Origin of the sequence: Streptococcus sp. oral taxon 061 (assembly GCF_013394695.1) — a bacterium.
Taxonomy (GTDB): domain Bacteria; phylum Bacillota; class Bacilli; order Lactobacillales; family Streptococcaceae; genus Streptococcus.
This window is the reverse complement of record NZ_CP058258.1, coordinates 1,589,870-1,611,685: the sequence shown is the minus strand read 5'-3', so window position 1 is coordinate 1,611,685 and position 21,816 is coordinate 1,589,870. Positions and strand designations below refer to the sequence as shown.

Here is a 21,816-nt window from a genome sequence, read left to right as displayed (position 1 = left end):
GGAGTATAATAGGTGTAATAAAAATAGTTACAACAAGGAGAGGTTTTCTATGGTTTACGAGTATAATAGTCGCATTCATTTGGCTGAAGTAGCTTTAAATGTCAAGGACTTAGAAAGTCAGACAGCATTTTATCATCAGTTGCTTGGGTTGGAGATTTTGATTCAATCGGAAAATCAAGTTCTTTTAGGTGCCGGTGGGAAACCGCTAGTTCGGCTAATTAAGACAGATGACATTAGCAATCCTAAGCAAAGTTGTGGTCTTTATCATATGGCCCTTCTTTTGCCGAGTCGTGAAGATTTGGCTAATGTTTTTAAACACTTGTTAGACTTAAAGATTCCATTAGTTGGTGGAGCTGATCATGGCTATAGTGAAGCTGTCTATCTAGAAGACCTGGAGGGTAATGGCATAGAACTCTATAGAGACAAGCCTGTGACCGAGTGGGATATTCGTGAGGATGGACGAATTATCGGTGTGACAGAAGAGCTGTCTGCACAAGATATCTACGAACTAGGAAAAGAAATAGAGCCTTTTGCAATCGCAAGTGGCACTCGCATGGGTCATGTTCACCTATCTGTTAAAAACAGCCGAGAAGCTAGCTCTTTCTATCAATCTGCTCTCGGTCTTGAAGATAAATTCACGATACCACACGCTAGTTGGATTGCATCAGGGGATTACCATCATCATCTAGCAGTTAACGAATGGGGAGGTAAAAACTTAGCTCCTCGTGAGCAAGGAATGGTGGGGCTAGCCTACTATGTCGTTGAAGTTAAGAACAAAGAGGAGTTGTTAAAGGTGTTTGCTCAGTCACAAAGCAATCAGGCGATAACACAGTGGCTTTCTTCTGCAGGATTTAGGATAACTGATGGTGATGGCATTGTGACTCGAATTAGAGTAAGAAATTAGAAAAGAGCGGTTCAATCTACTTTAAAAGTAGTTTGAACCGCTCTTTTTTTATTCAGGTTTTTCGAGAATGAAAAGTTCTTTTGTTGCGTACTTACTTTCTTTATATCCTAGTGTTTCATAGCTAGTAATTAAAGGATCATAGACATCGTTCTTCCCTTTTTGTTCACGTGGAATTACGACATAATCAATTGATGGGTCGGCTTTTCGTTGGTTGTGGTAGAAAATATCGTATAGGGCCCGATGTTTTCTAAGTGCAGGTGTATAGCCTCCTTCTGCAACGATTGAGGCATCTTCTGGTAGAATTTCTAGGCCATATTTGATTGCTTCAAATTTCTCTTTATTTTGTTGATAATAGCCAATGTTGAAAGACCAACTTTGAGTAAGGCGATGAAGAATAGTACCAGAAAAAATCATGCCAACAAAAATAAATGAAATCACAATTTTTTCGTTAATGAGTTTGTGCAATTTTAAATCTTCCAAAGCTAGTAAAGCCATAATAAAGAGTAAAGCGCTAGTACCGTAGCTATATTGAAATCCGATGTCATGTTGATAAGGCCAATCTGACAATAGATTTATGACAATCAATGGTAGGCTAAGGAAGTAAGTTGACCAGTTTCTTTGAATTAAAGGTAAGAAACATAAAGGGGCAAGGGTTAAGAATAAATATCCTAACTTTTTAGCCATAAACAGATGGCTGATAGCGAAAGTCGGGTGAAGAAGCAAATTTTTTAACACACTAGAAATCCCGCTCTCGTTACTCATTAAGAACGCATCATATCGAGAAATTAACCCTCCTTCTCCATAAGTCTTTAAAAGATACATTGAAAATCCAAAGTAGAGAACTGGTAAAACAAATTCTGAAAAAACAATCCATTTCCTTGTCTTAGTGGTTAGAAAGAAGCGTTTTTGTGATAAGAAATACATACCAATGCTAATAACATAGATAAAAGCATCTTCTTTGACCAAAAGTAGTAGGATAGTGGATATTAGAATACCCCACTTCTTCTCATTTACTATGAAATAGAATACCCAAAATATCAAAGGAACCAAGAAACAATTTTCATGCAGGTGATAACCTCCTGCAGTAGTTAATACAGGTAAAAGTACGAACCAAAGAATTGTCAAAATGTTTGCCAATTTCGATAGATTCAATTTGGAGAGAAGCAATTTTAAAGGAATAACTGCAGAGAACACAACCCAAATTTGTAGCACTTCTAAAGTTTCAACATGCGGGAAAAGCTTGTAGAAAGGTAACATCAGATAGAAAATGGGTGAGATGTGAACTGCAAAGTGAGATAATACTCGATCACGTTCGAGTGTTGTGATGGCTGTCAAGTCAGTACTCATCCGATGAAACATCTGTGAGAATAGACCAATATCAAAGGTGGAACCATCAAAGGTTTTTACCTTATAGACAAAAACAACTGAGAGATAGACTATATAGAGAGCAACTATAGAAAATACACCATAGGTTAGTAATTTTTTGTAGCGCTCTAAGTATTGCTTAAGCGGAGAGTTGTGAATTAAAAGAAGGGTAGCTCCCGAAAGCAAACCAGCAAAGATAACAGGCCAAATAATGATGTTAAATCGAGTGTCTGCCAGATTGAAAGCATGAAACTCAAGTGCAGTATCTTGGAAGTTTGAACTGGCCAATGTCAAGAGACGAGGTGTTGTGAATAAAATGACGAGCAGATATGAAAAAGAAAGTTTTTCTTTTCTTAAAAAACTGCCTATATATAATATTAATGTCAATAATAGCAAACCTAGGGATAAGAAAAAGGACATGCTCTTATAGATAGCAATAAATAATACAATGTTTAATAATAAAGTATTGATTTTGAAAATACTTAATGCAGGAAATTTTTTAGCAAAAAGAATCAAAGCGGACCCAACTATAAAAAAAGTTCCTATTATTAAAGCTGACACGGGAGCTAAGGCGAGAAATACATCGTGTGGTGTTGAAGTTAACAATTCGATCAAAATCATCAGAAGATAGGCTCCGAGTAAACAAGATAAGTAATACATTCGTTGCTCTATCAAGTTTGTTAGAATTCGTTTCATTTCATAAAGTCCTCCAACTAGTATTCTATCATAAAAAAGTAATTTCTTTAGTTTGTGACTGATTATTATATAGTTTTGAGTTGCCTTTAAAAAATATCTCTTACAATTTTTGAAGAATTACTCATCGTATTATCAGTTAGCATTTTTGAAATAAAAAGTAAAGAAAAGATGAAATTATGAAAACCACCTTTTCTGAAAACAAGCCACAACTATACTCAAGTAAGAAAAATCCTTCAAAGCCCTAGCCTACTATGTGGCTGAAATTGAGAACAAAGAGGAATTATTAAAAGTATTTGCTCAATCTAAAAGTAGCGAAGCGGTAACTCAGTGGTTTTCATCCTCAGAATTAAGCATGACTGACAAAGACGGTATCGTTACGCGAGTTAGAGTGGGGAACTAGAAGTCTTTACCTTTAAGATAAGTGCTCCTTTTGACAAAGGTCTGTATTAGAGATATAATGTAGAAAAATCGTTTAAGGATAAAGATATGACAAATTCAAAATACATTACACGCCTCAAACGCTCAGAGGGTCAATTGCGAGGTATTCAAAAAATGATGGAGGAAGAGCGTGATTGTGTCGATATCATTACTCAATTAACAGCAGTGCGATCCAGTGTTGATCGTATTATTGAACTGATGATAACGGAGAATTTAACATCTTGTATTAACGACCCTTTAGAGGATCCTCAAGCACAGAAGGAAAGATTGGAAAAGGCGGTTAAATACTTGATTAAACGCAAGTAATAAAAAACATACGTTTCTCTTAAATAGTGAACAAATGATTAAAAGAGCAGTTGGTTTTCTTGAAATTAGACCAATTGCTCTTTTTGAATTTTATTTATTAAATATCACCTGGCCAGGCATTCATGCCACCTTCTACATTGGTAACGGTGAGGCCTTGGGCGCTGAGAAATTGACAGGCAGAGGCAGAACGTACACCTCCTTGACAGATGACATGGTATTCATGGTCAGGTTTGAGTTCTTTGTAGCCTTGCTCCAAGGTACTTAACGGAAGATTTTTGGCACCTGGTGCATGTCCTGCTTGGAATTCATGTACTTCACGGACATCGATAAGATCTAGATGTTCATGTTGATATTTTTCATAAAAGTCAGCCATGCTGATATTAGTTAGCATATTCTACTCCTTCTGGATTCGCCATTTTGTATAGTGAATAAGCGCCGTCAAGGTTTTGGACGGTAAATCCTGCTTGCTTGAGGATACGCTCTGCGATATAGCTGCGTAAACCACTGTGGCAGCTAACGATGTAGGCTTGGTTCTTGTCTAGTTCATCCAAGCGTTCCCGTAGTTCGTTTAGGGGGATGTGGATGGTGTCAACCTTAAGTCGACCACTTTGGAATTCGCCACTTGTTCGTACATCTAGGAACTTTTTGCCCTTAGCCAGTTCATCTTCTAGTTGGTACCACTGGATATTGTCACTGAGACCTTCGATGAGGTTCATAGCGGCGTAACCCAGCATATTGACCGGATCCTTGGCAGAGCCAAATGGCGGTGCATAGGAAAACTCTAACTCTGGCAAATCAAAGACAGTGAGATTTGCTTTAATAGCAGTTGCTAGGATATCGATTCGCTTGTCAACACCTTTCTTCCCAACTCCTTGGGCACCGTATATTTTTCCACTGGTTGTGTCGAAGAGGAGTTTCAAGGTAATATCAGTAGCTCCTGGATAATAACCAGCATGATCTTTCCCGCTGACATGAAGTGCCTTGTAAGGAAGTTGATTCATGGTAAGGATACGCTCGCTAAGACCAGTCGAAGCAGCTGTCATATTAAAGGCACGAACGATCGCAGTGCCGATACTGCCTTTGTTTGTACGACCAAGTCCTGCGATGACGTCCGCCACTTGGCGTCCTTGACGATTGGCAGGAGAAGCGAGTGAGATGAGAGCGTCTTGGCCCGTAATCTCTTGCTTGACGACGATGGCATCCCCAACTGCAAAAATATCTTTTTGACTGGTTTCGTAATGTTCATCGACCAGGATCCCGCCACGAAGTCCCAGTTCAATCCCCGCAGCTTTAGCCAGACTATTTTCAGGTTCAACACCGACAGAAAGGATGGTGAGGTCAGAAGTTATCTTCTGACCGTTTTCAAGAACGATGACTTTTCCTTGGTCTTTAAATCGAGTCGCAGACTGAGAAGTGATAACGCGGACGCTGTTTTTAACCAATTCTGCTTGGACAAAGGCTGCCATTTCTTGATCTAATGATGGCAAGACATGGGGTGCTTTCTCAACGATGGTAACTTGTAATCCACGTTTCGCCAGGTTTTCAGCCATTTCAAGCCCGATAAAGCCTGCACCGATAACGACAGCTTCTTTTGGATGATTGTCCAAGGCAGCCATAATCTCGTCAAGATCGGGAACATTGCGGAGCGTGTAAGCATTCTTAGCTTCTGCCAAGCCATCAATGGCAGGAACAAATGGCTTAGCTCCTGGGGAGAGAATCAACTTATCGTAGCCTTCTGTGAATTCCTGTCCATCATGGCGGACAGTCACAGTATGCTCTGCTGGGGAAATGCTGATGACCTCATGGAAAGGTCGTACATCCAGATTAAACCGTGCCTTGAGACTTTCAGGGGTTTGGACTAATAAACTATCACGGTTTGCAATTTCTCCTGAAACATAGTAAGGAAGTCCGCAGTTTGCAAAGGAAACAAAGGGACCTTTCTCAAAAATAGTGATTTCAGCGTCTTCTAAGAGACGTCTGAGACGGGTTGCTGCAGACATACCGCCTGCAACTCCTCCAATAATGATAATTTTCATTAATTTTCTCCCTCTTGTTCTATATGATCTTGCCTGTCCAAGCGCTCATACCACCTCGGACGTTGATAACATCATAGCCTTTTTTCTTTAGCTTTTTAGCAGCCATCTTGCTTCGAACACCGGAATGGCAAATGACATAAAGTGTTTCATTTGTCGCAGGTGTGTAAGCTCCGATTTCGGTTAGAGGAACATTCTTGGCGTTTTTGATATGGCCTCTACGGAATTCCGTAGGCGTCCGCACATCCAGTAGTTGAATTGGTTCCTTGAGTTTAGCTTCCAATTCGCTGGTAGAAATACTATCAATTTTTGTAAATAAATGAAACATAGGCACCTCCGATATACCCTTATGGGGTATATTAAACCACTAAGCAACGCTTTTGTCAAGTAAGTTGAATTGATTAGTATTGTTTCTTTTTCAGTATACAAGATGCCAACTTACAAACTAAAGAGTTGGTTGATAGGTTAATGAATAGAACCTGTCTTATTTATTCAACAACTACTTGTCTAGAAAATTACCTTTTCTGAAAACAAGCTATAACTATACTAAAGCAAGAAAAATCCTTCAAAGGACTTGAAAAATTAGAGAAAATCGGGTATAATATGAGTAATCATTTGTCGTAGGTTTTGTCTGAAATATTGTCCGGACAAGGCTCACAGCAGTTAAATCTCCTGAAAAAAGTCGGATTTAACTGCTCTTTTTGTGCTTTTTTTCGGTATTTTTTGCATCTGTAACAGAGATTTAAAGATTCTGAAAAATTAGTCAAGGGGGATAAGTTGATAGGGGTTTTAGAACCATTAAACGATAATTATTAGCTTAGACGACTAAGCTTGGAACTTTATTTACAAAGGAGAATCATCTTGGCAGGACATGACGTTCAATACGGGAAACATCGTACCCGTCGTAGTTTTTCAAGAATTAAAGAAGTTCTTGACTTACCAAATTTGATTGAAATTCAAACTGATTCATTTAAAGATTTCCTAGACCATGGTCTGAAGGAAGTGTTTGAAGATGTATTGCCAATTTCAAACTTCACAGAAACAATGGAGTTGGAATTTGTTGGCTACGAAATCAAAGAACCTAAATATACGCTTGAAGAAGCTCGCATCCATGATGCAAGTTATTCAGCACCAATCTTTGTAACTTTCCGCTTGATTAACAAAGAAACTGGCGAAATCAAAACTCAAGAAGTCTTCTTTGGAGATTTCCCAATCATGACTGAGATGGGTACTTTCATCATCAACGGTGGTGAACGTATTATCGTATCACAGTTGGTGCGTTCTCCAGGTGTTTACTTTAATGATAAAGTAGACAAAAACGGTAAAGTGGGCTACGGTTCAACTGTTATCCCTAACCGTGGAGCTTGGTTGGAACTGGAAAGTGACTCAAAAGACATCGCCTATACTCGTATCGACCGTACACGTAAAATTCCATTTACGACTTTGGTTCGTGCACTTGGTTTCTCAGGCGATGACGAAATCTTTGATATCTTTGGTGACAGCGAGTTGGTTCGCAACACTGTTGAAAAAGATATCCATAAAAACCCAATGGACTCTCGTACAGACGAAGCTTTGAAAGAAATTTATGAGCGTCTTCGTCCAGGTGAACCAAAAACTGCTGAGAGTTCACGTACCTTGCTTGTGGCTCGTTTCTTCGACCCACGTCGTTATGACTTGGCAGCTGTTGGACGCTACAAGATTAACAAGAAATTAAATATTAAAACTCGTTTGCTCAACCAAACAATTGCTGAACCATTGGTGGACCCTGAAACCGGTGAAATCTTGGTTGAAAAAGGTACTGTAATGACTCGCGATGTCATCGAAAGTATCGAAAGTCACTTGGATGGTGATTTGAACAAGATTGTCTACACTCCAAATGACTCAGCTGTTTTGACAGAACCAGTTGTTCTTCAAAAATTCAAGGTTGTGGCACCAACTGATCCAGACCGTGTTGTAACAATCATCGGCAATGCAAATCCAGAGGATAAAGTTCGCACGATTACTCCTGCAGATATCCTCGCTGAGATGAGCTACTTCCTCAACTTGGCTGAAGGTATCGGTCGTGTCGATGATATCGACCACCTCGGAAACCGTCGTATTCGTGCCGTTGGTGAATTGCTTGCCAACCAAGTACGTCTTGGACTTTCACGTATGGAACGTAATGTTCGTGAACGTATGTCTGTTCAAGATAACGAAGTATTGACACCTCAACAAATCATTAACATCCGTCCAGTGACTGCGGCGATTAAAGAATTCTTTGGTTCTTCACAATTGTCACAGTTCATGGACCAACACAACCCACTTTCTGAGCTGTCTCACAAACGTCGTTTGTCTGCCTTAGGGCCTGGTGGTTTGACACGTGACCGCGCTGGATATGAAGTGCGTGACGTGCACTACACTCACTATGGACGTATGTGTCCAATCGAAACGCCTGAAGGACCAAACATCGGTTTGATCAATAACTTGTCTTCATACGGACACCTCAACAAGTATGGTTTCATTCAAACTCCATACCGCAAGGTTGACCGTGCAACTGGTAAAGTTACCAACGAAATCGTTTGGTTGACAGCCGATGAAGAAGATGAGTTCACAGTAGCGCAGGCTAACTCTAAATTGAACGCAGATGGAACTTTTGCTGAAAAAGTTGTCATGGGACGTCACCAAGGGGTTAACCAAGAATATCCAGCATCAAGCGTTGACTATATGGACGTTTCTCCTAAGCAGGTAGTTGCCGTTGCGACAGCATGTATTCCTTTCTTGGAAAACGATGACTCCAACCGTGCCCTCATGGGAGCCAACATGCAACGTCAGGCTGTTCCGTTGATCGATCCTAAAGCGCCTTTCGTTGGTACTGGTATGGAATACCAAGCAGCCCATGACTCAGGAGCGGCAGTTATTGCACAACATGGTGGTAAGGTTACCTATGCGGATGCGGACAAAGTAGAAGTTCGCCGTGAAGATGGTTCCCTTGATGTTTACCACATCCAAAAATTCCGTCGTTCAAACTCAGGTACTGCTTATAACCAACGTACCCTTGTTCGAGTTGGCGATGTTATCGAAAAAGGTGACTTTATCGCTGATGGACCTTCTATGGAGAAAGGTGAAATGGCGCTTGGACAAAACCCAATCGTTGCCTACATGACATGGGAAGGTTACAACTTCGAGGATGCCGTTATCATGAGCGAACGCTTGGTGAAAGACGATGTTTACACATCTGTTCACCTTGAAGAATACGAATCAGAAACTCGCGATACAAAGCTTGGGCCTGAAGAAATCACTCGTGAAATTCCAAACGTTGGTGAAGATGCCCTTAAAGATCTCGACGAAATGGGTATCATCCGTATCGGTGCTGAGGTTAAAGAAGGGGATATTCTTGTAGGTAAAGTAACACCTAAGGGTGAAAAAGATCTTTCTGCTGAAGAGCGTCTCTTGCACGCTATCTTCGGTGACAAATCTCGTGAAGTTCGTGACACTTCCCTTCGTGTACCACACGGTGCCGATGGTGTCGTTCGTGATGTTAAAATCTTTACACGTGCAAACGGTGATGAATTGCAATCTGGTGTCAACATGCTGGTTCGCGTATACATCGCACAAAAACGTAAGATTAAGGTCGGAGATAAGATGGCCGGACGTCACGGAAACAAAGGGGTTGTCTCTCGTATCGTTCCTGTAGAAGACATGCCTTACCTTCCGGATGGAACTCCAGTCGATATCATGTTGAACCCACTTGGGGTGCCATCACGTATGAATATCGGTCAGGTTATGGAGCTTCACCTTGGTATGGCGGCTCGTACTCTTGGTATCCACATCGCAACACCAGTCTTTGACGGAGCAAGTTCTGAAGATCTTTGGGACACTGTCAAAGAAGCAGGTATGGATAGCGATGCTAAGACGATTCTTTACGATGGGCGTACTGGTGAACCATTTGATAACCGTGTGTCAGTTGGTGTCATGTACATGATCAAACTTCACCATATGGTTGATGATAAATTGCACGCTCGTTCAGTCGGACCATACTCAACCGTTACACAACAACCACTCGGAGGTAAAGCTCAGTTTGGTGGACAACGTTTCGGTGAGATGGAGGTTTGGGCGCTTGAAGCCTACGGTGCGTCAAATGTCCTTCAAGAAATCTTGACTTACAAGTCTGACGATATCAACGGACGTTTGAAAGCATATGAAGCTATTACAAAAGGAAAACCAATTCCAAAACCAGGTGTTCCAGAATCATTCCGAGTTCTTGTAAAAGAATTGCAATCTCTTGGTCTTGATATGCGTGTCCTTGACGAAGACGATCAAGAAGTGGAACTTCGTGACCTTGATGAAGGAATGGACGAAGATGTCATCCACGTAGATGACCTTGAAAAAGCCCGCGAAAGAGCAGCTCAAGAGGCTAAAGCAGCCTTTGAAGCAGAAGAAAATGCAAAGGCGGAAGCAACAGAAGAAGCTGCTGAACAAGAATAAGCAGTTCACTTATAATAGAAAGGGAAGAAATAGTGGTTGATGTAAATCGTTTTAAAAGTATGCAAATCACACTAGCTTCTCCAAGCAAAGTCCGTTCATGGTCTTATGGAGAAGTCAAAAAACCTGAAACAATCAATTACCGTACGTTGAAACCAGAACGTGAAGGACTCTTTGACGAAGTGATCTTTGGTCCTACAAAAGACTGGGAATGTGCTTGTGGTAAATACAAACGCATTCGTTACAGAGGGATTGTTTGTGACCGTTGTGGTGTTGAAGTAACGCGTACAAAAGTTCGTCGTGAACGTATGGGACACATCGAGTTAAAAGCTCCTGTATCTCATATCTGGTATTTCAAGGGGATTCCAAGCCGTATGGGCTTGACCCTTGACATGAGTCCTCGTGCCCTCGAGGAAGTTATCTACTTTGCTGCTTACGTGGTGATTGATCCAAAAGATACACCACTTGAGCACAAGTCTATCATGACAGAGCGTGAATACCGTGAGCGCTTGCGTGAGTTTGGTCATGGTTCATTCGTTGCCAAAATGGGTGCCGAAGCTATCCAAGACCTCTTGAAACAAGTAGATCTTGAAAAAGAAATTGCTGAACTCAAAGAAGAGTTAAAAACAGCTACTGGACAAAAACGTGTGAAAGCTATCCGTCGTTTAGATGTTTTGGATGCTTTCCACAAGTCTGGAAACAAGCCTGAATGGATGGTTCTTAACATCCTTCCAGTTATTCCACCAGATCTTCGTCCAATGTTGCAGTTGGATGGTGGCCGTTTTGCCTCATCTGACTTGAACGACCTTTACCGTCGTGTTATTAACCGTAACAATCGTTTGGCTCGTTTGCTTGAGTTGAACGCGCCAGGTATCATCGTTCAAAATGAGAAGCGTATGCTTCAAGAAGCGGTTGACGCTTTGATTGACAATGGCCGTCGTGGTCGTCCTATCACAGGGCCAGGTAGCCGTCCACTGAAATCATTGAGCCACATGCTCAAAGGGAAACAAGGACGCTTCCGTCAAAACTTGCTCGGTAAACGTGTTGACTTCTCAGGACGTTCTGTTATTGCCGTTGGTCCAACTCTTAAGATGTACCAATGTGGTGTGCCACGTGAAATGGCAATCGAGCTCTTTAAACCATTCGTTATGCGTGAAATCGTTGCGCGCGATATCGTTCAAAACGTTAAAGCGGCTAAACGATTGGTAGAACGTGGAGATGAACGTATCTGGGATATCTTGGAAGAAGTTATCAAAGAACACCCAGTACTTTTGAACCGCGCACCTACCCTTCACCGTTTGGGTATCCAAGCCTTTGAACCTGTCTTGATTGACGGTAAAGCCCTTCGCTTGCACCCGCTTGTCTGTGAAGCCTACAATGCCGACTTTGACGGTGACCAAATGGCCATCCACGTACCTCTTTCAGAAGAAGCCCAAGCAGAAGCTCGTATCTTGATGCTTGCTGCTGAGCACATTTTGAACCCTAAAGATGGTAAACCAGTTGTTACTCCATCTCAGGACATGGTTTTGGGTAACTACTACTTGACTATGGAAGAAGCTGGTCGTGAAGGCGAAGGTATGGTCTTCAAAGATCGTGACGAAGCTGTCATGGCTTACCGTAATGGTTATGTTCACCTCCACTCACGTGTTGGTATCGCAACAGATAGCCTTAACAAACCATGGACAGAAGAGCAAAAACACAAAATCTTGCTTACAACTGTTGGTAAAATCCTCTTCAACGATATCATGCCAGAAGGACTGCCTTACTTGCAAGAGCCAACAAACGCCAACTTGACAGAAGGTGTTCCGACTAAGTACTTCTTGCCATTAGGTGGAAATATCAAGGAAGCTATTGAAGGACTTGAACTCAACCCACCATTCAAGAAGAAAAACCTTGGAAATATCATCGCTGAAATCTTCAAACGTTTCCGTACGACAGAAACATCTGCCCTACTTGACCGTATGAAGAACCTCGGTTACCACCATTCAACTCTTGCAGGTTTGACAGTGGGTATTGCTGATATTCCAGTTGTTGAAGACAAGGCTGAAATCATCGAAGAATCACACAAACGTGTAGAACAAATCACAAAACAATTCCGTCGTGGTATGATCACAGATGACGAACGCTACAATGCTGTTACAGCTGAATGGCGTGCTGCCCGTGAAAAACTCGAGAAACGTTTGGTTGCCAACCAAGATCCTAAGAACCCAATCGTTATGATGATGGATTCTGGAGCCCGTGGTAACATCTCAAACTTCTCACAGCTTGCCGGTATGCGTGGTCTGATGGCTGCTCCGAACGGACGTATCATGGAATTGCCAATCCTTTCAAACTTCCGCGAAGGTTTGTCAGTACTTGAAATGTTCTTCTCAACTCACGGTGCCCGTAAAGGTATGACCGATACGGCCCTTAAGACAGCCGACTCAGGTTACTTGACTCGTCGTTTGGTTGACGTTGCCCAAGACGTTATCATCCGTGAGGATGACTGTGGAACTGACCGTGGTCTCTTGATCCGTTCTATTACTGAAGGTAAAGAGATGATTGAGTCTCTTGAAGAACGTCTCAATGGTCGTTACACTAAGAAAACTGTTAAGCACCCAGAAACTGGCGCAGTTATCATTGGTCCAAATGAATTGATCACAGAAGATAAGGCCCGTGAAATTGTTAATGCCGGTGTTGAAGAAGTAACCATCCGCTCAGTATTTACATGTAACACTCGTCATGGTGTCTGCCGTCATTGTTACGGTATCAACTTGGCGACTGGTGATGCGGTTGAAGTCGGTGAAGCAGTTGGTACAATCGCTGCCCAATCTATCGGGGAACCTGGTACACAGCTTACAATGCGTACCTTCCACACGGGTGGGGTTGCCTCAAATACCGATATCACTCAAGGTCTTCCTCGTGTCCAAGAAATCTTTGAAGCCCGCAATCCTAAAGGGGAAGCGGTCATCACAGAAGTCAAAGGGGAAGTTACAGCAATCGAAGAAGATGCTTCAACTCGTACTAAGAAAGTCTTCGTTAAAGGCGAAACTGGCGAAGGCGAATACGTGGTACCATTTACAGCCCGTATGCGTGTCCAGGTTGGAGACCAAGTCTCTCGTGGTGCAGCATTGACAGAAGGTTCAATCCAACCAAAACGTCTCCTTGCTGTACGTGATGTCTTGTCAGTTGAAACCTACCTACTTGGTGAAGTGCAAAAAGTTTACCGTAGCCAAGGGGTAGAAATCGGAGACAAACACATCGAGGTAATGGTTCGTCAAATGATCCGTAAAGTCCGCGTCATGGATCCAGGAGATACAGACCTTCTCATGGGTACTCTCATGGATATCAACGACTTTACAGATGCCAACAAAGATGTTCTTATCGCAGGTGGTGTTCCAGCAACTGGTCGTCCAGTCCTTATGGGAATCACTAAAGCCTCACTTGAAACAAATAGTTTCTTGTCAGCTGCTTCCTTCCAGGAAACAACTCGTGTCCTTACAGATGCAGCTATCCGTGGTAAGAAAGACCATCTCCTTGGTCTCAAGGAAAATGTTATCATCGGTAAGATTATCCCAGCTGGTACTGGTATGGCTCGCTACCGTAACATTGAACCACTAGCAGTTAATGAAGAGTCACTTCTTGCAGATTCACAAGAGGAAGAGCAAGTGGATGTCCAAGTAGAAACTGTGGAAACAAGTGAATAATCTTATTTAGTTAAAAGAGGGGCTCACCCCTCTTTTGGCATGTTTAGGCACTTAAAATTATATGTAATTTTTCTGAAAAATTGCAATAAATTGAAATTAAGTTAACTTATTTTTATGTCTCAAAATGATGAGCATTATGCTTTGATTTTAAGTATAATAGTGCTAAAATAAGACGTTGCATGTTTAGGGTTTTTGAAAAACAATGCATAAAATATAACAATATATACACTCCCTAAAGGGTATTGGAGGAAAAATCGTGAAAAATGATTTGTTTAACGACCGAATTAGTCGATTCTCGATCCGTAAACTTCATGTAGGAGTTTGCTCGGTCCTATTAGGAACGTTAGTAATGCTCGGAACTGCCACAGGTGTCGGTGCCGATGAAGTGACGGAAGAAAAACAAGCTGATGGTGTTGCAGCAACGACAGAAGTCGCTAAAGCTGAAACTCCAGTTGCGACTGAAGCAACAACAGCTAAAGAAACTACAACAGCTAAAGAAGTAACTTACCAAGCTGAAGCAGCCCCTGCAGTTTCTACTGAAGTGAAACCTGAGCTTAAGACTGAAACGTTGTCAGCTTACGTTGCTGAGATTGAAGGGAACTTGGCAAATGGTAAGTACAGCAACAAGACAGACGAGAGCGTCGAAATTCTTAAAGCTAGTCTTGCGAACGCTCAGAACGTTCTTGCATCTGCTTCAAGTCAAGCTGAACTAGATGCAGCTTATCAATCGCTTGTAACAACTGTCAATGCTAAACTAAAAAATAAAGAAAAAGTTGTAGCTGAAGAAAAAGTAGCAACTGCTGATAAGACAGAAGCAACAACTGGAAAACCTGCAGAAAATACAAAACCAGCTGAAGCTACAAACTCTATTGCGAATACTGGGGAAAACGACCCTCGTAATGGTAAAGAGATTGATAAGAATACTGCCTTCCGTGCAGATACTGCAACAGCTACTGGAATTGGTGCAGACGTTGAAGACGCAACTTCTACACCGAAAGTTGAAAAACCAGGCTTTACAACAAATGTAAAAGCCGCAGACCTTGCTAGTCAAATCTCTTGGTTGGACTTTGGGGATACTGCTAACTGGACAGGTACAACGACAACGTCAGATGGCAAACTTGCACTTCAAGTCGGCGCGACCTACACCAAGGAAATTATGCCGGGCTATGTGGTTACCATCAAAGTCAAGTCTTTGAAACCCTTCCAAGCGACAGAAATATACAAAAAACGCCTTGAAGAACGAGGAGCAACAGAAGCTGAAAAAGCTACCTATGATCCAAATGCTAGAAATGGTTATGTGAGTGGGAGTTCTGATAGGACTACCAAAGCTGCATTTGCTGCTGGTGAGGAAGCCAAAGTTATTGCTGAAGCTCAAAATCGCTGGACAGAAGTACGAACAGAAGGCATCAATACTGGTACTAAAAAAACAACTATCAGTTCCGACTTGAACGGCGGTAATATTGGGGTTCAGTTTGAAGTCTCCGCTACTTTCCGCGGGAAAGTAGTCAGACCAGCCGTTGTCATGGCAGATGGCGAGTCCGCTAACCCAGGTGAGGTGGTTATGTTCACCACCAACGGAGAAGGATGGCAACACATTGGTGAATGGTATAAGAATGGTGATAAGTCAACTAGAACTTATGCCCCACAAGATCTTACTTATTATTTTGACCCAGCGAATAATTTTAGTTATTTTAAACCAGTTCCGGTTGAAGGAATTGAAATTCGAAATTGGAATACACAACAACTTCGTGATTCCACGCAAGCGGGACCAGACAAAAAAGCAGTTGCCTGGAAGTATTTTCAAAGTGCTGATTTAACAACTGCTGGACTTGGAACGGGTGTCTTTGGTCCAAACGTATCAGCTAGTAAATTTGCTGTTCCCCTTGTTATGACAAAGGGGGCTTCTGAAATTGGATTATATATCGCATCTTCAGGTAAACAATCAGCAATGCTTGGTTTCTTCCCACTTGATGAAGGAGATGCGCCTGAATCATACGGTAAGGCAGTTCATTCAATTGCAACTGTGGATGGGATTACCGGTAAGAAAGTAAACCAACCTTATCTCGGCCACTTGAGTCCTGATATGGATGAAAACAATACCCTTGATTGGACTGGTGACGATAAAGCGACAACGGCTGATGAAGGCATCGACCAATTGCTTCCGAATGACCTCAAAGGAAAAACCAATGAGTTGATCAAGATGGATCGTACAAAACCAGGGAATTATACGATTACTGTTGAAGCTCATACAGACGGGGCGCCTCAAGCCAATATTTATGGTTGGGTTGACTTTAACCAAAACGGTACCTTTGATGAAGACGAACGCTCTGATTTAGCAACCATTACTAAGGATGGAGCCGTTACCCTAAGATTCACCAAGAGCAAAACCTATATCGATCCTAGTGTCAACGAACTAGGAGTACGGTTACGAATTGCTAAGGATGCTGCTCAAATTGAGAGTCCGACAGGAATGGCCTTTTCAGGGGAGGTTGAGGACTTCAAGACTCAAATCACCCACCCACCAAAAGGAGAATTCAAAGAAACAAGTGGTCTTCAAGGGGCGAAGCAAACTGCAACTGTAGCCTTTACTGCTCGAGGTTTGCAAGGCTATAGCTTAACTGAATCAGCAAAAATTGATGAAACAGTAGCACCATACATTGTCGATGCAAATGGGAACAAGGCTACTTTGGATGCGGAAGGTTACTATGTCGTGCCAGGTCAAGGTAAATACAAAGTTACTGGTAATGGTAAAGATGTAGATGTGGAATTCATCCCAGAAGATCACTTCCTAGGCACAGCTGATGGGATCTCTATCCGTCGTACAGATAGTAATGGTTACGATACTGGTTGGTCAACTAAATTCCCAGATAAGGAAGCAAACGTTGATACAGTATTAAACACAATGGATGGTCTTTACATCCCAACAGTAACTCCAAGTAATATTGAAGGTGTTGATAAGACTTCAACTGATGTCCAAGGAGCAACTCAAATTGGTACCCCAACCTTTAACACAACTACAACTAATGCTAATGGCGACAAGATCTCTGTCACTCCAAGCTTGGAATACCCTGCTAAATTGGTGGACCCAGCGACTGGTCAAGTAACCAATGCAACCTCTGTAACAGTAGCAGGCGAAGGAACATACTCAATCAATGACGCTACAGGAGAAGTTACCTTTGTTCCAGAACCAGGATTTACTGGTACTGCAAAAGGTATTACTGTATCATTGACTGCACCTGTCGGAAGAGATAAAGATGGTACTGTTCGTGATGAATACCTTAAGACTGCTACAGCTAAGTACACACCAACAGTGACTCCAATTACAATCACTCCAACAGATAAGGTTTCTGAGGATATCCAAAACGTTCCACAAACTCAAACTCCTACATTTGAGTTGAGCAACGACAAAACTGCAAAAATCACAAGCAAGAAATTGGTAGATCCAGCAACAGGTCAACCTACTGATGAGACAACTGTGACTGTTCCAAGAGAAGGAACATACACAATCGATCCTACTACAGGAGCGGTAACTTTCACTCCAGAAAAAGACTTTGTCGGAACAGCCAAAGGCGTTAAGGTTCAAGCAACTGCAACTATCACAAACGCTAATGGTAAGACTGCAACCATTACTTCAGATGCGACCTACACACCAACTGTTGTGCCAGCAGTTCCAACTGCAAGCCCTGCAACTTCAAAAGATATCCAAGGTGCGACTCAAACCGGTACACCAACCTTTGCAGGAACAACTGTTCAAGTAAATGGTGAAGATAAAGCTATTACCATTAAAGACAATAGCTACACATTGCTAGATAAAGATGGTAACGAAGTTTCAACTACACCAGCTTATGCTGAAGATGGAACAACACCAATCGGTACATTCGCGATCAACCCAGCAACTGGTACTGTAACATTCACACCAACTGATAAGTCTTACACAGGTAAAGTAACGCCTGTTAAGGTTCAAGCTGAAAGCACAAACGGAATCAAGGTTGATACAACTTACACACCTGAGATTGTTCCAGTCACACCAACTGCAACACCAGCTGAAACAACAGACATCCAAGGCGCAACTCAAACAGGTAAACCTGAGTTCAAGGGTGGAACTGTTACAGTTGATGGAGTAGAAAAAACTGTTCCAATCAACGAAGATGTTCCAGCAACATTTGAAGATGGTTCAACAACTAAGACAGTTGAAGGTGTTGGTACTTACACAGTAGCAGCAGACGGTACTGTTACATTTGTACCAGAGAAATCATTTGTCGGAACTGCACCAGCTGTGACAGTTGTTCGCGAAGATAAGAACGGAACAAAAGCTTCAGCAACCTACACACCAACAGTAACCCCAGTAACCCCAACTGCAACACCAGTTGAAACTACAGATATCCAAGGTGCTACACAAACTGGTAAACCTGTATTTACTGAAGGCGATAGCCGTGTACCAATGGATGATGATACACCAGCAACCTTCGAAGATGGTTCAACAACGAAGACAATTCCAGGTGAAGGAACCTACACAGTAGCTCCAGATGGAACAGTCACATTTGTCCCAGAGAAATCATTCACAGGCACAGGAACAGGCGTGACCGTTAAACGTGTCGATAAGAACGGTACACCAGTTACTGCTAAATACACCCCAACAGTAACCCCAGTAACACCAACAGCTGAAGATGTAACTTCAACAGATAAACAAGGTCAAACCCAAACAGGTAAACCTAAGTTTACAGAAGGTGATCCAGTAGTTCCAATGGATGATGATACACCAGCAACATTCGAAGATGGTTCAACAACGAAGACTATCCAAGATGAAGGAACCTACACAGTAGCTCCAGATGGAACAGTCACATTTGTCCCAGAGAAATCATTCACAGGCACAGGAACAGGCGTGACTGTTAAACGTGTCGATAAGAACGGTACACCAGTAACAGCTAAATACACACCAACAGTAACCCCAGTAACACCGACAGCAACTCCAGCTGAATCAGTAGCACCTCAAGGTGTAGTTCAAACTGGTACTGTTACCTTCACAGAAGGTGACCCAGTTGCACCAATCGACAAGGATACGATTACTCTTCTTGACGAAAATGGTCAATCAGCTACATCAGTAGTTGCTAAGTCGCCAGAAGGTAAAGAAATCGGTACTTTCACAGTTGATAAAGCAACAGGTGTTGTAACCTTCACACCAACTGACAAGTCATACTCAGGTGATGTTGTTGCCGTTAAGGTTCAAGCTAAAGATGCTAACGGTACTGCTGTAGAAACAACATACACACCTAAGATTACTCCAGTTGTTCCAACAGCTGAAGATGCAACATCAACTGACAAACAAGGTCAAGAACAAACAGGTAAACCTAAGTTTACAGAAGGTAACCCAAGCGTACCAATGGATGATGATGTTCCAGCAACATTTGACGATGGATCAACAACTAAGACAATTCCAGGTGAAGGTACATACACAGTAGCACCAGATGGAACAGTAACATTTGTTCCAGAAAAATCATTCACAGGTAAAGGAACAGGCGTGACTGTTAAACGTGTCGATAAGAACGGTACACCAGTAACAGCTACCTACACACCAACAGTAACTCCAGTAACACCAACAGCAACTCCAGCTGAATCAGTTGCACCTCAAGGTGTGGTTCAAACTGGTACTGTTACCTTCACAGAAGGTGATCCAGTTGCACCAATCGACAAAGATACCATTACTCTTCTTGACGAAAATGGTCAACCGGCGGCTTCTGTAGATGCTAAATCTCCAAGTGGTGAAGTTATTGGTACTTTCACAGTTGATAAAGAAACAGGTGTTGTAACCTTTACACCAACTGATAAGTCATACTCAGGTGAAGTAGTTCCAGTTAAAGTTCAAGCTAAGGATGCTAACGGCACTCCAGCTGAAACAACATACACACCTAAGATTACTCCAGTTGTTCCAACAGCTGATCCAACAACATCTACTGATATTCAAGGTAAAACACAAACAGGTAAACCAACATTCACACCAGGTAACCCAGATGTACCGATGGATGATGATACACCTGCAACCTTCGAAGATGGTTCAACAACTAAGGTAATTCCAGGCGAAGGAACATACACAGTAGCTCCAGACGGAACAGTTACATTTGTACCAGAAAAATCATTCACAGGAACAGGAACAGGCGTGACTGTTAAACGTGTAGACAAGAATGGTACACCAGTTACAGCTAAGTACACACCAACTGTAACCCCAGTAACACCAACAGCTGATCCAACAACATCTACTGATATTCAAGGTAAAACACAAACAGGTAAACCAACATTCACACCAGGTAACCCAGATGTACCGATGGATGATGATACACCTGCAACCTTCGAAGATGGTTCAACAACTAAGGTAATTCCAGGTGAGGGAACTTACACAGTAGCTCCAGACGGAACAGTTACATTTGTCCCAGAGAAATCATTCACAGGCACAGGAACAGGCGTGACTGTTAAACGTGTCGATAAGAATGGTACACCAGTAACAGCTAAGTACACCCCAACTGTTACACCAGTAACACCAACAGCAGAACCAGCTACAACTATTGGACCAAAAGGTAAAGAACAGTCTGGTAAACCAACATTCAAGGAAGGTGATAGCCGTGTTCCAATGAATGATGATGTTCCAGCTACATTTGACGATGGTTCAACAACTAAGACTATTCCAGGTGTTGGTACTTACACAGTAGCACCAGACGGAACAGTAACCTTCAAACCAGAACCTGAATTTACAGGAACAGCTCCATCCGTTACAGTTGTTCGTGAAGATATGAACGGAACAAAAGCTTCTGCAACATACACACCAACAGTAACACCAGTTACTACATTTGTAGATAAAGAAGGTAAAGCAATTCCAGGATATCCAACAGAAGACGGTGAAAATCCTAAGAAAGACATTCCAGGATACCGCTTCGTAGAGACTAAGAAACTTCCAAACGGCGACACAGAACATGTCTACGAAAAAGTGAAGACTAGTCACAAGGATAAAGACGGAAATGAAATTCCAGGATATCCAACAGAAGACGGCGAAAATCCTAAGAAAGATATTCCAGGATACCGCTTCGTAGAGACTAAGAAACTTCCAAACGGCGACACAGAACATGTCTATGAAAAAGTGAAGACTAGTCACAAAGATAAAGACGGAAATGAAATTCCAGGATATCCAACAGAAGACGGCGAAAATCCTAAGAAAGACATTCCAGGATACCGCTTCGTAGAGACTAAGAAACTTCCAAACGGCGACACAGAACATGTCTACGAAAAAGTGAAGACTAGTCACAAGGATAAAGACGGAAATGAAATTCCAGGATATCCAACAGAAGACGGCGAAAATCCTAAGAAAGATATTCCAGGGTACCGCTTCGTAGAGACTAAGAAACTTCCAAACGGCGACACAGAACATGTCTATGAAAAAGTGAAGACTAGTCACAAAGATAAAGACGGAAATGAAATTCCAGGATATCCAACAGAAGACGGCGAAAATCCTAAGAAAGACATTCCAGGATACCGCTTCGTTGAAACTAAGAAGTTGCCAAACGGTGACACAGAGCACGTTTATGAGAAGGTTAAGACTCCAGATCCAGAGCCAACTCCAGATCCGAAACCAACTCCAGATCCAGAGCCAACTCCAGATCCGAAACCAACTCCAGATCCAAAGCCGACTCCAGATCCAGAACCAACTCCAGATTCAGAAAAACCAGAAGCTCCAGTTAAACCGGCTCCAGCTAAGGAAAATACTCCTCAATTGCCAAACACAGGTACTAAGGATAATGCTAGCCTTGCTGCTCTTGGTTTAGTAGGTGTCTTGAGTGGATTTGGACTTATTGCCCGTAAAAAGAAAGAAGACTAAACAACTCTGTAAAGTAGTGAGAAAGTCACCTTTCTAATTAAAAACTAGTACATCCAAAGATGTACT

The 21,816-nt window shown here is 42.1% G+C and carries 9 protein-coding genes; 5 read left to right on the top strand and 4 right to left on the bottom strand.

Annotated features, from left to right (window positions below):
- The first annotated feature begins 49 nt into the window (after positions 1-49).
- Positions 50-904: a VOC family protein gene (locus HW271_RS07895; RefSeq protein ID WP_178895531.1), complete on the top strand. Its 855-nt coding sequence runs from the start codon at positions 50-52 to the stop codon at positions 902-904.
- Between the two features lie 48 nt (positions 905-952).
- Here the strand turns inward: HW271_RS07895 and HW271_RS07890 are convergent, their stop codons facing one another.
- Positions 953-2,965: a DUF2079 domain-containing protein gene (locus tag HW271_RS07890; protein WP_178895530.1), complete on the bottom strand. Its 2,013-nt coding sequence runs from the start codon at positions 2,963-2,965 to the stop codon at positions 953-955.
- Between the two features lie 486 nt (positions 2,966-3,451).
- On the opposite strand from HW271_RS07890, the gene HW271_RS07885 reads away from it, so the two are divergent.
- Positions 3,452-3,709 (top strand): metal-sensitive transcriptional regulator, encoded by a 258-nt coding sequence (locus HW271_RS07885; RefSeq protein ID WP_006150993.1) that lies wholly within the window; start codon positions 3,452-3,454, stop codon positions 3,707-3,709.
- 97 nt (positions 3,710-3,806) lie between these two features.
- Here the strand turns inward: HW271_RS07885 and HW271_RS07880 are convergent, their stop codons facing one another.
- Genes HW271_RS07880 through HW271_RS07870 form a run of 3 tightly spaced genes read right to left on the bottom strand, consistent with a single transcriptional unit; the run spans position 3,807 to position 6,070 of the window.
- Positions 3,807-4,100, bottom strand: a complete 294-nt coding sequence (locus HW271_RS07880) for a rhodanese-like domain-containing protein (protein WP_178895529.1) — start codon at positions 4,098-4,100, stop codon at positions 3,807-3,809.
- Entirely contained in the window at positions 4,090-5,745 is a 1,656-nt protein-coding gene (locus tag HW271_RS07875; protein WP_178895528.1) for an FAD-dependent oxidoreductase, read from the bottom strand. Before HW271_RS07875 ends, HW271_RS07880 begins: the two co-directional genes overlap by 11 nt.
- A gap of 19 nt (positions 5,746-5,764) precedes the next feature.
- Positions 5,765-6,070, bottom strand: a complete 306-nt coding sequence (locus tag HW271_RS07870) for a rhodanese-like domain-containing protein (RefSeq protein ID WP_006150962.1) — start codon at positions 6,068-6,070, stop codon at positions 5,765-5,767.
- A gap of 533 nt (positions 6,071-6,603) precedes the next feature.
- On the opposite strand from HW271_RS07870, the gene HW271_RS07865 reads away from it, so the two are divergent.
- The 3 genes from HW271_RS07865 to HW271_RS07855 all read left to right on the top strand — a co-directional run bounded on the left by HW271_RS07865 (position 6,604) and on the right by HW271_RS07855 (position 21,750).
- Complete coding sequence (locus HW271_RS07865; protein WP_178895527.1) at positions 6,604-10,206, top strand: DNA-directed RNA polymerase subunit beta; 3,603 nt, start codon at positions 6,604-6,606, stop codon at positions 10,204-10,206.
- A 32-nt stretch (positions 10,207-10,238) separates the two neighbouring features.
- Positions 10,239-13,889, top strand: coding sequence for a DNA-directed RNA polymerase subunit beta' (gene rpoC, locus HW271_RS07860; protein WP_178895526.1), 3,651 nt, complete (start codon positions 10,239-10,241; stop codon positions 13,887-13,889).
- Between the two features lie 256 nt (positions 13,890-14,145).
- Entirely contained in the window at positions 14,146-21,750 is a 7,605-nt protein-coding gene (locus tag HW271_RS07855; protein ID WP_178895525.1) for a CshA/CshB family fibrillar adhesin-related protein, read from the top strand.
- The last annotated feature ends 66 nt before the right edge of the window (positions 21,751-21,816 follow it).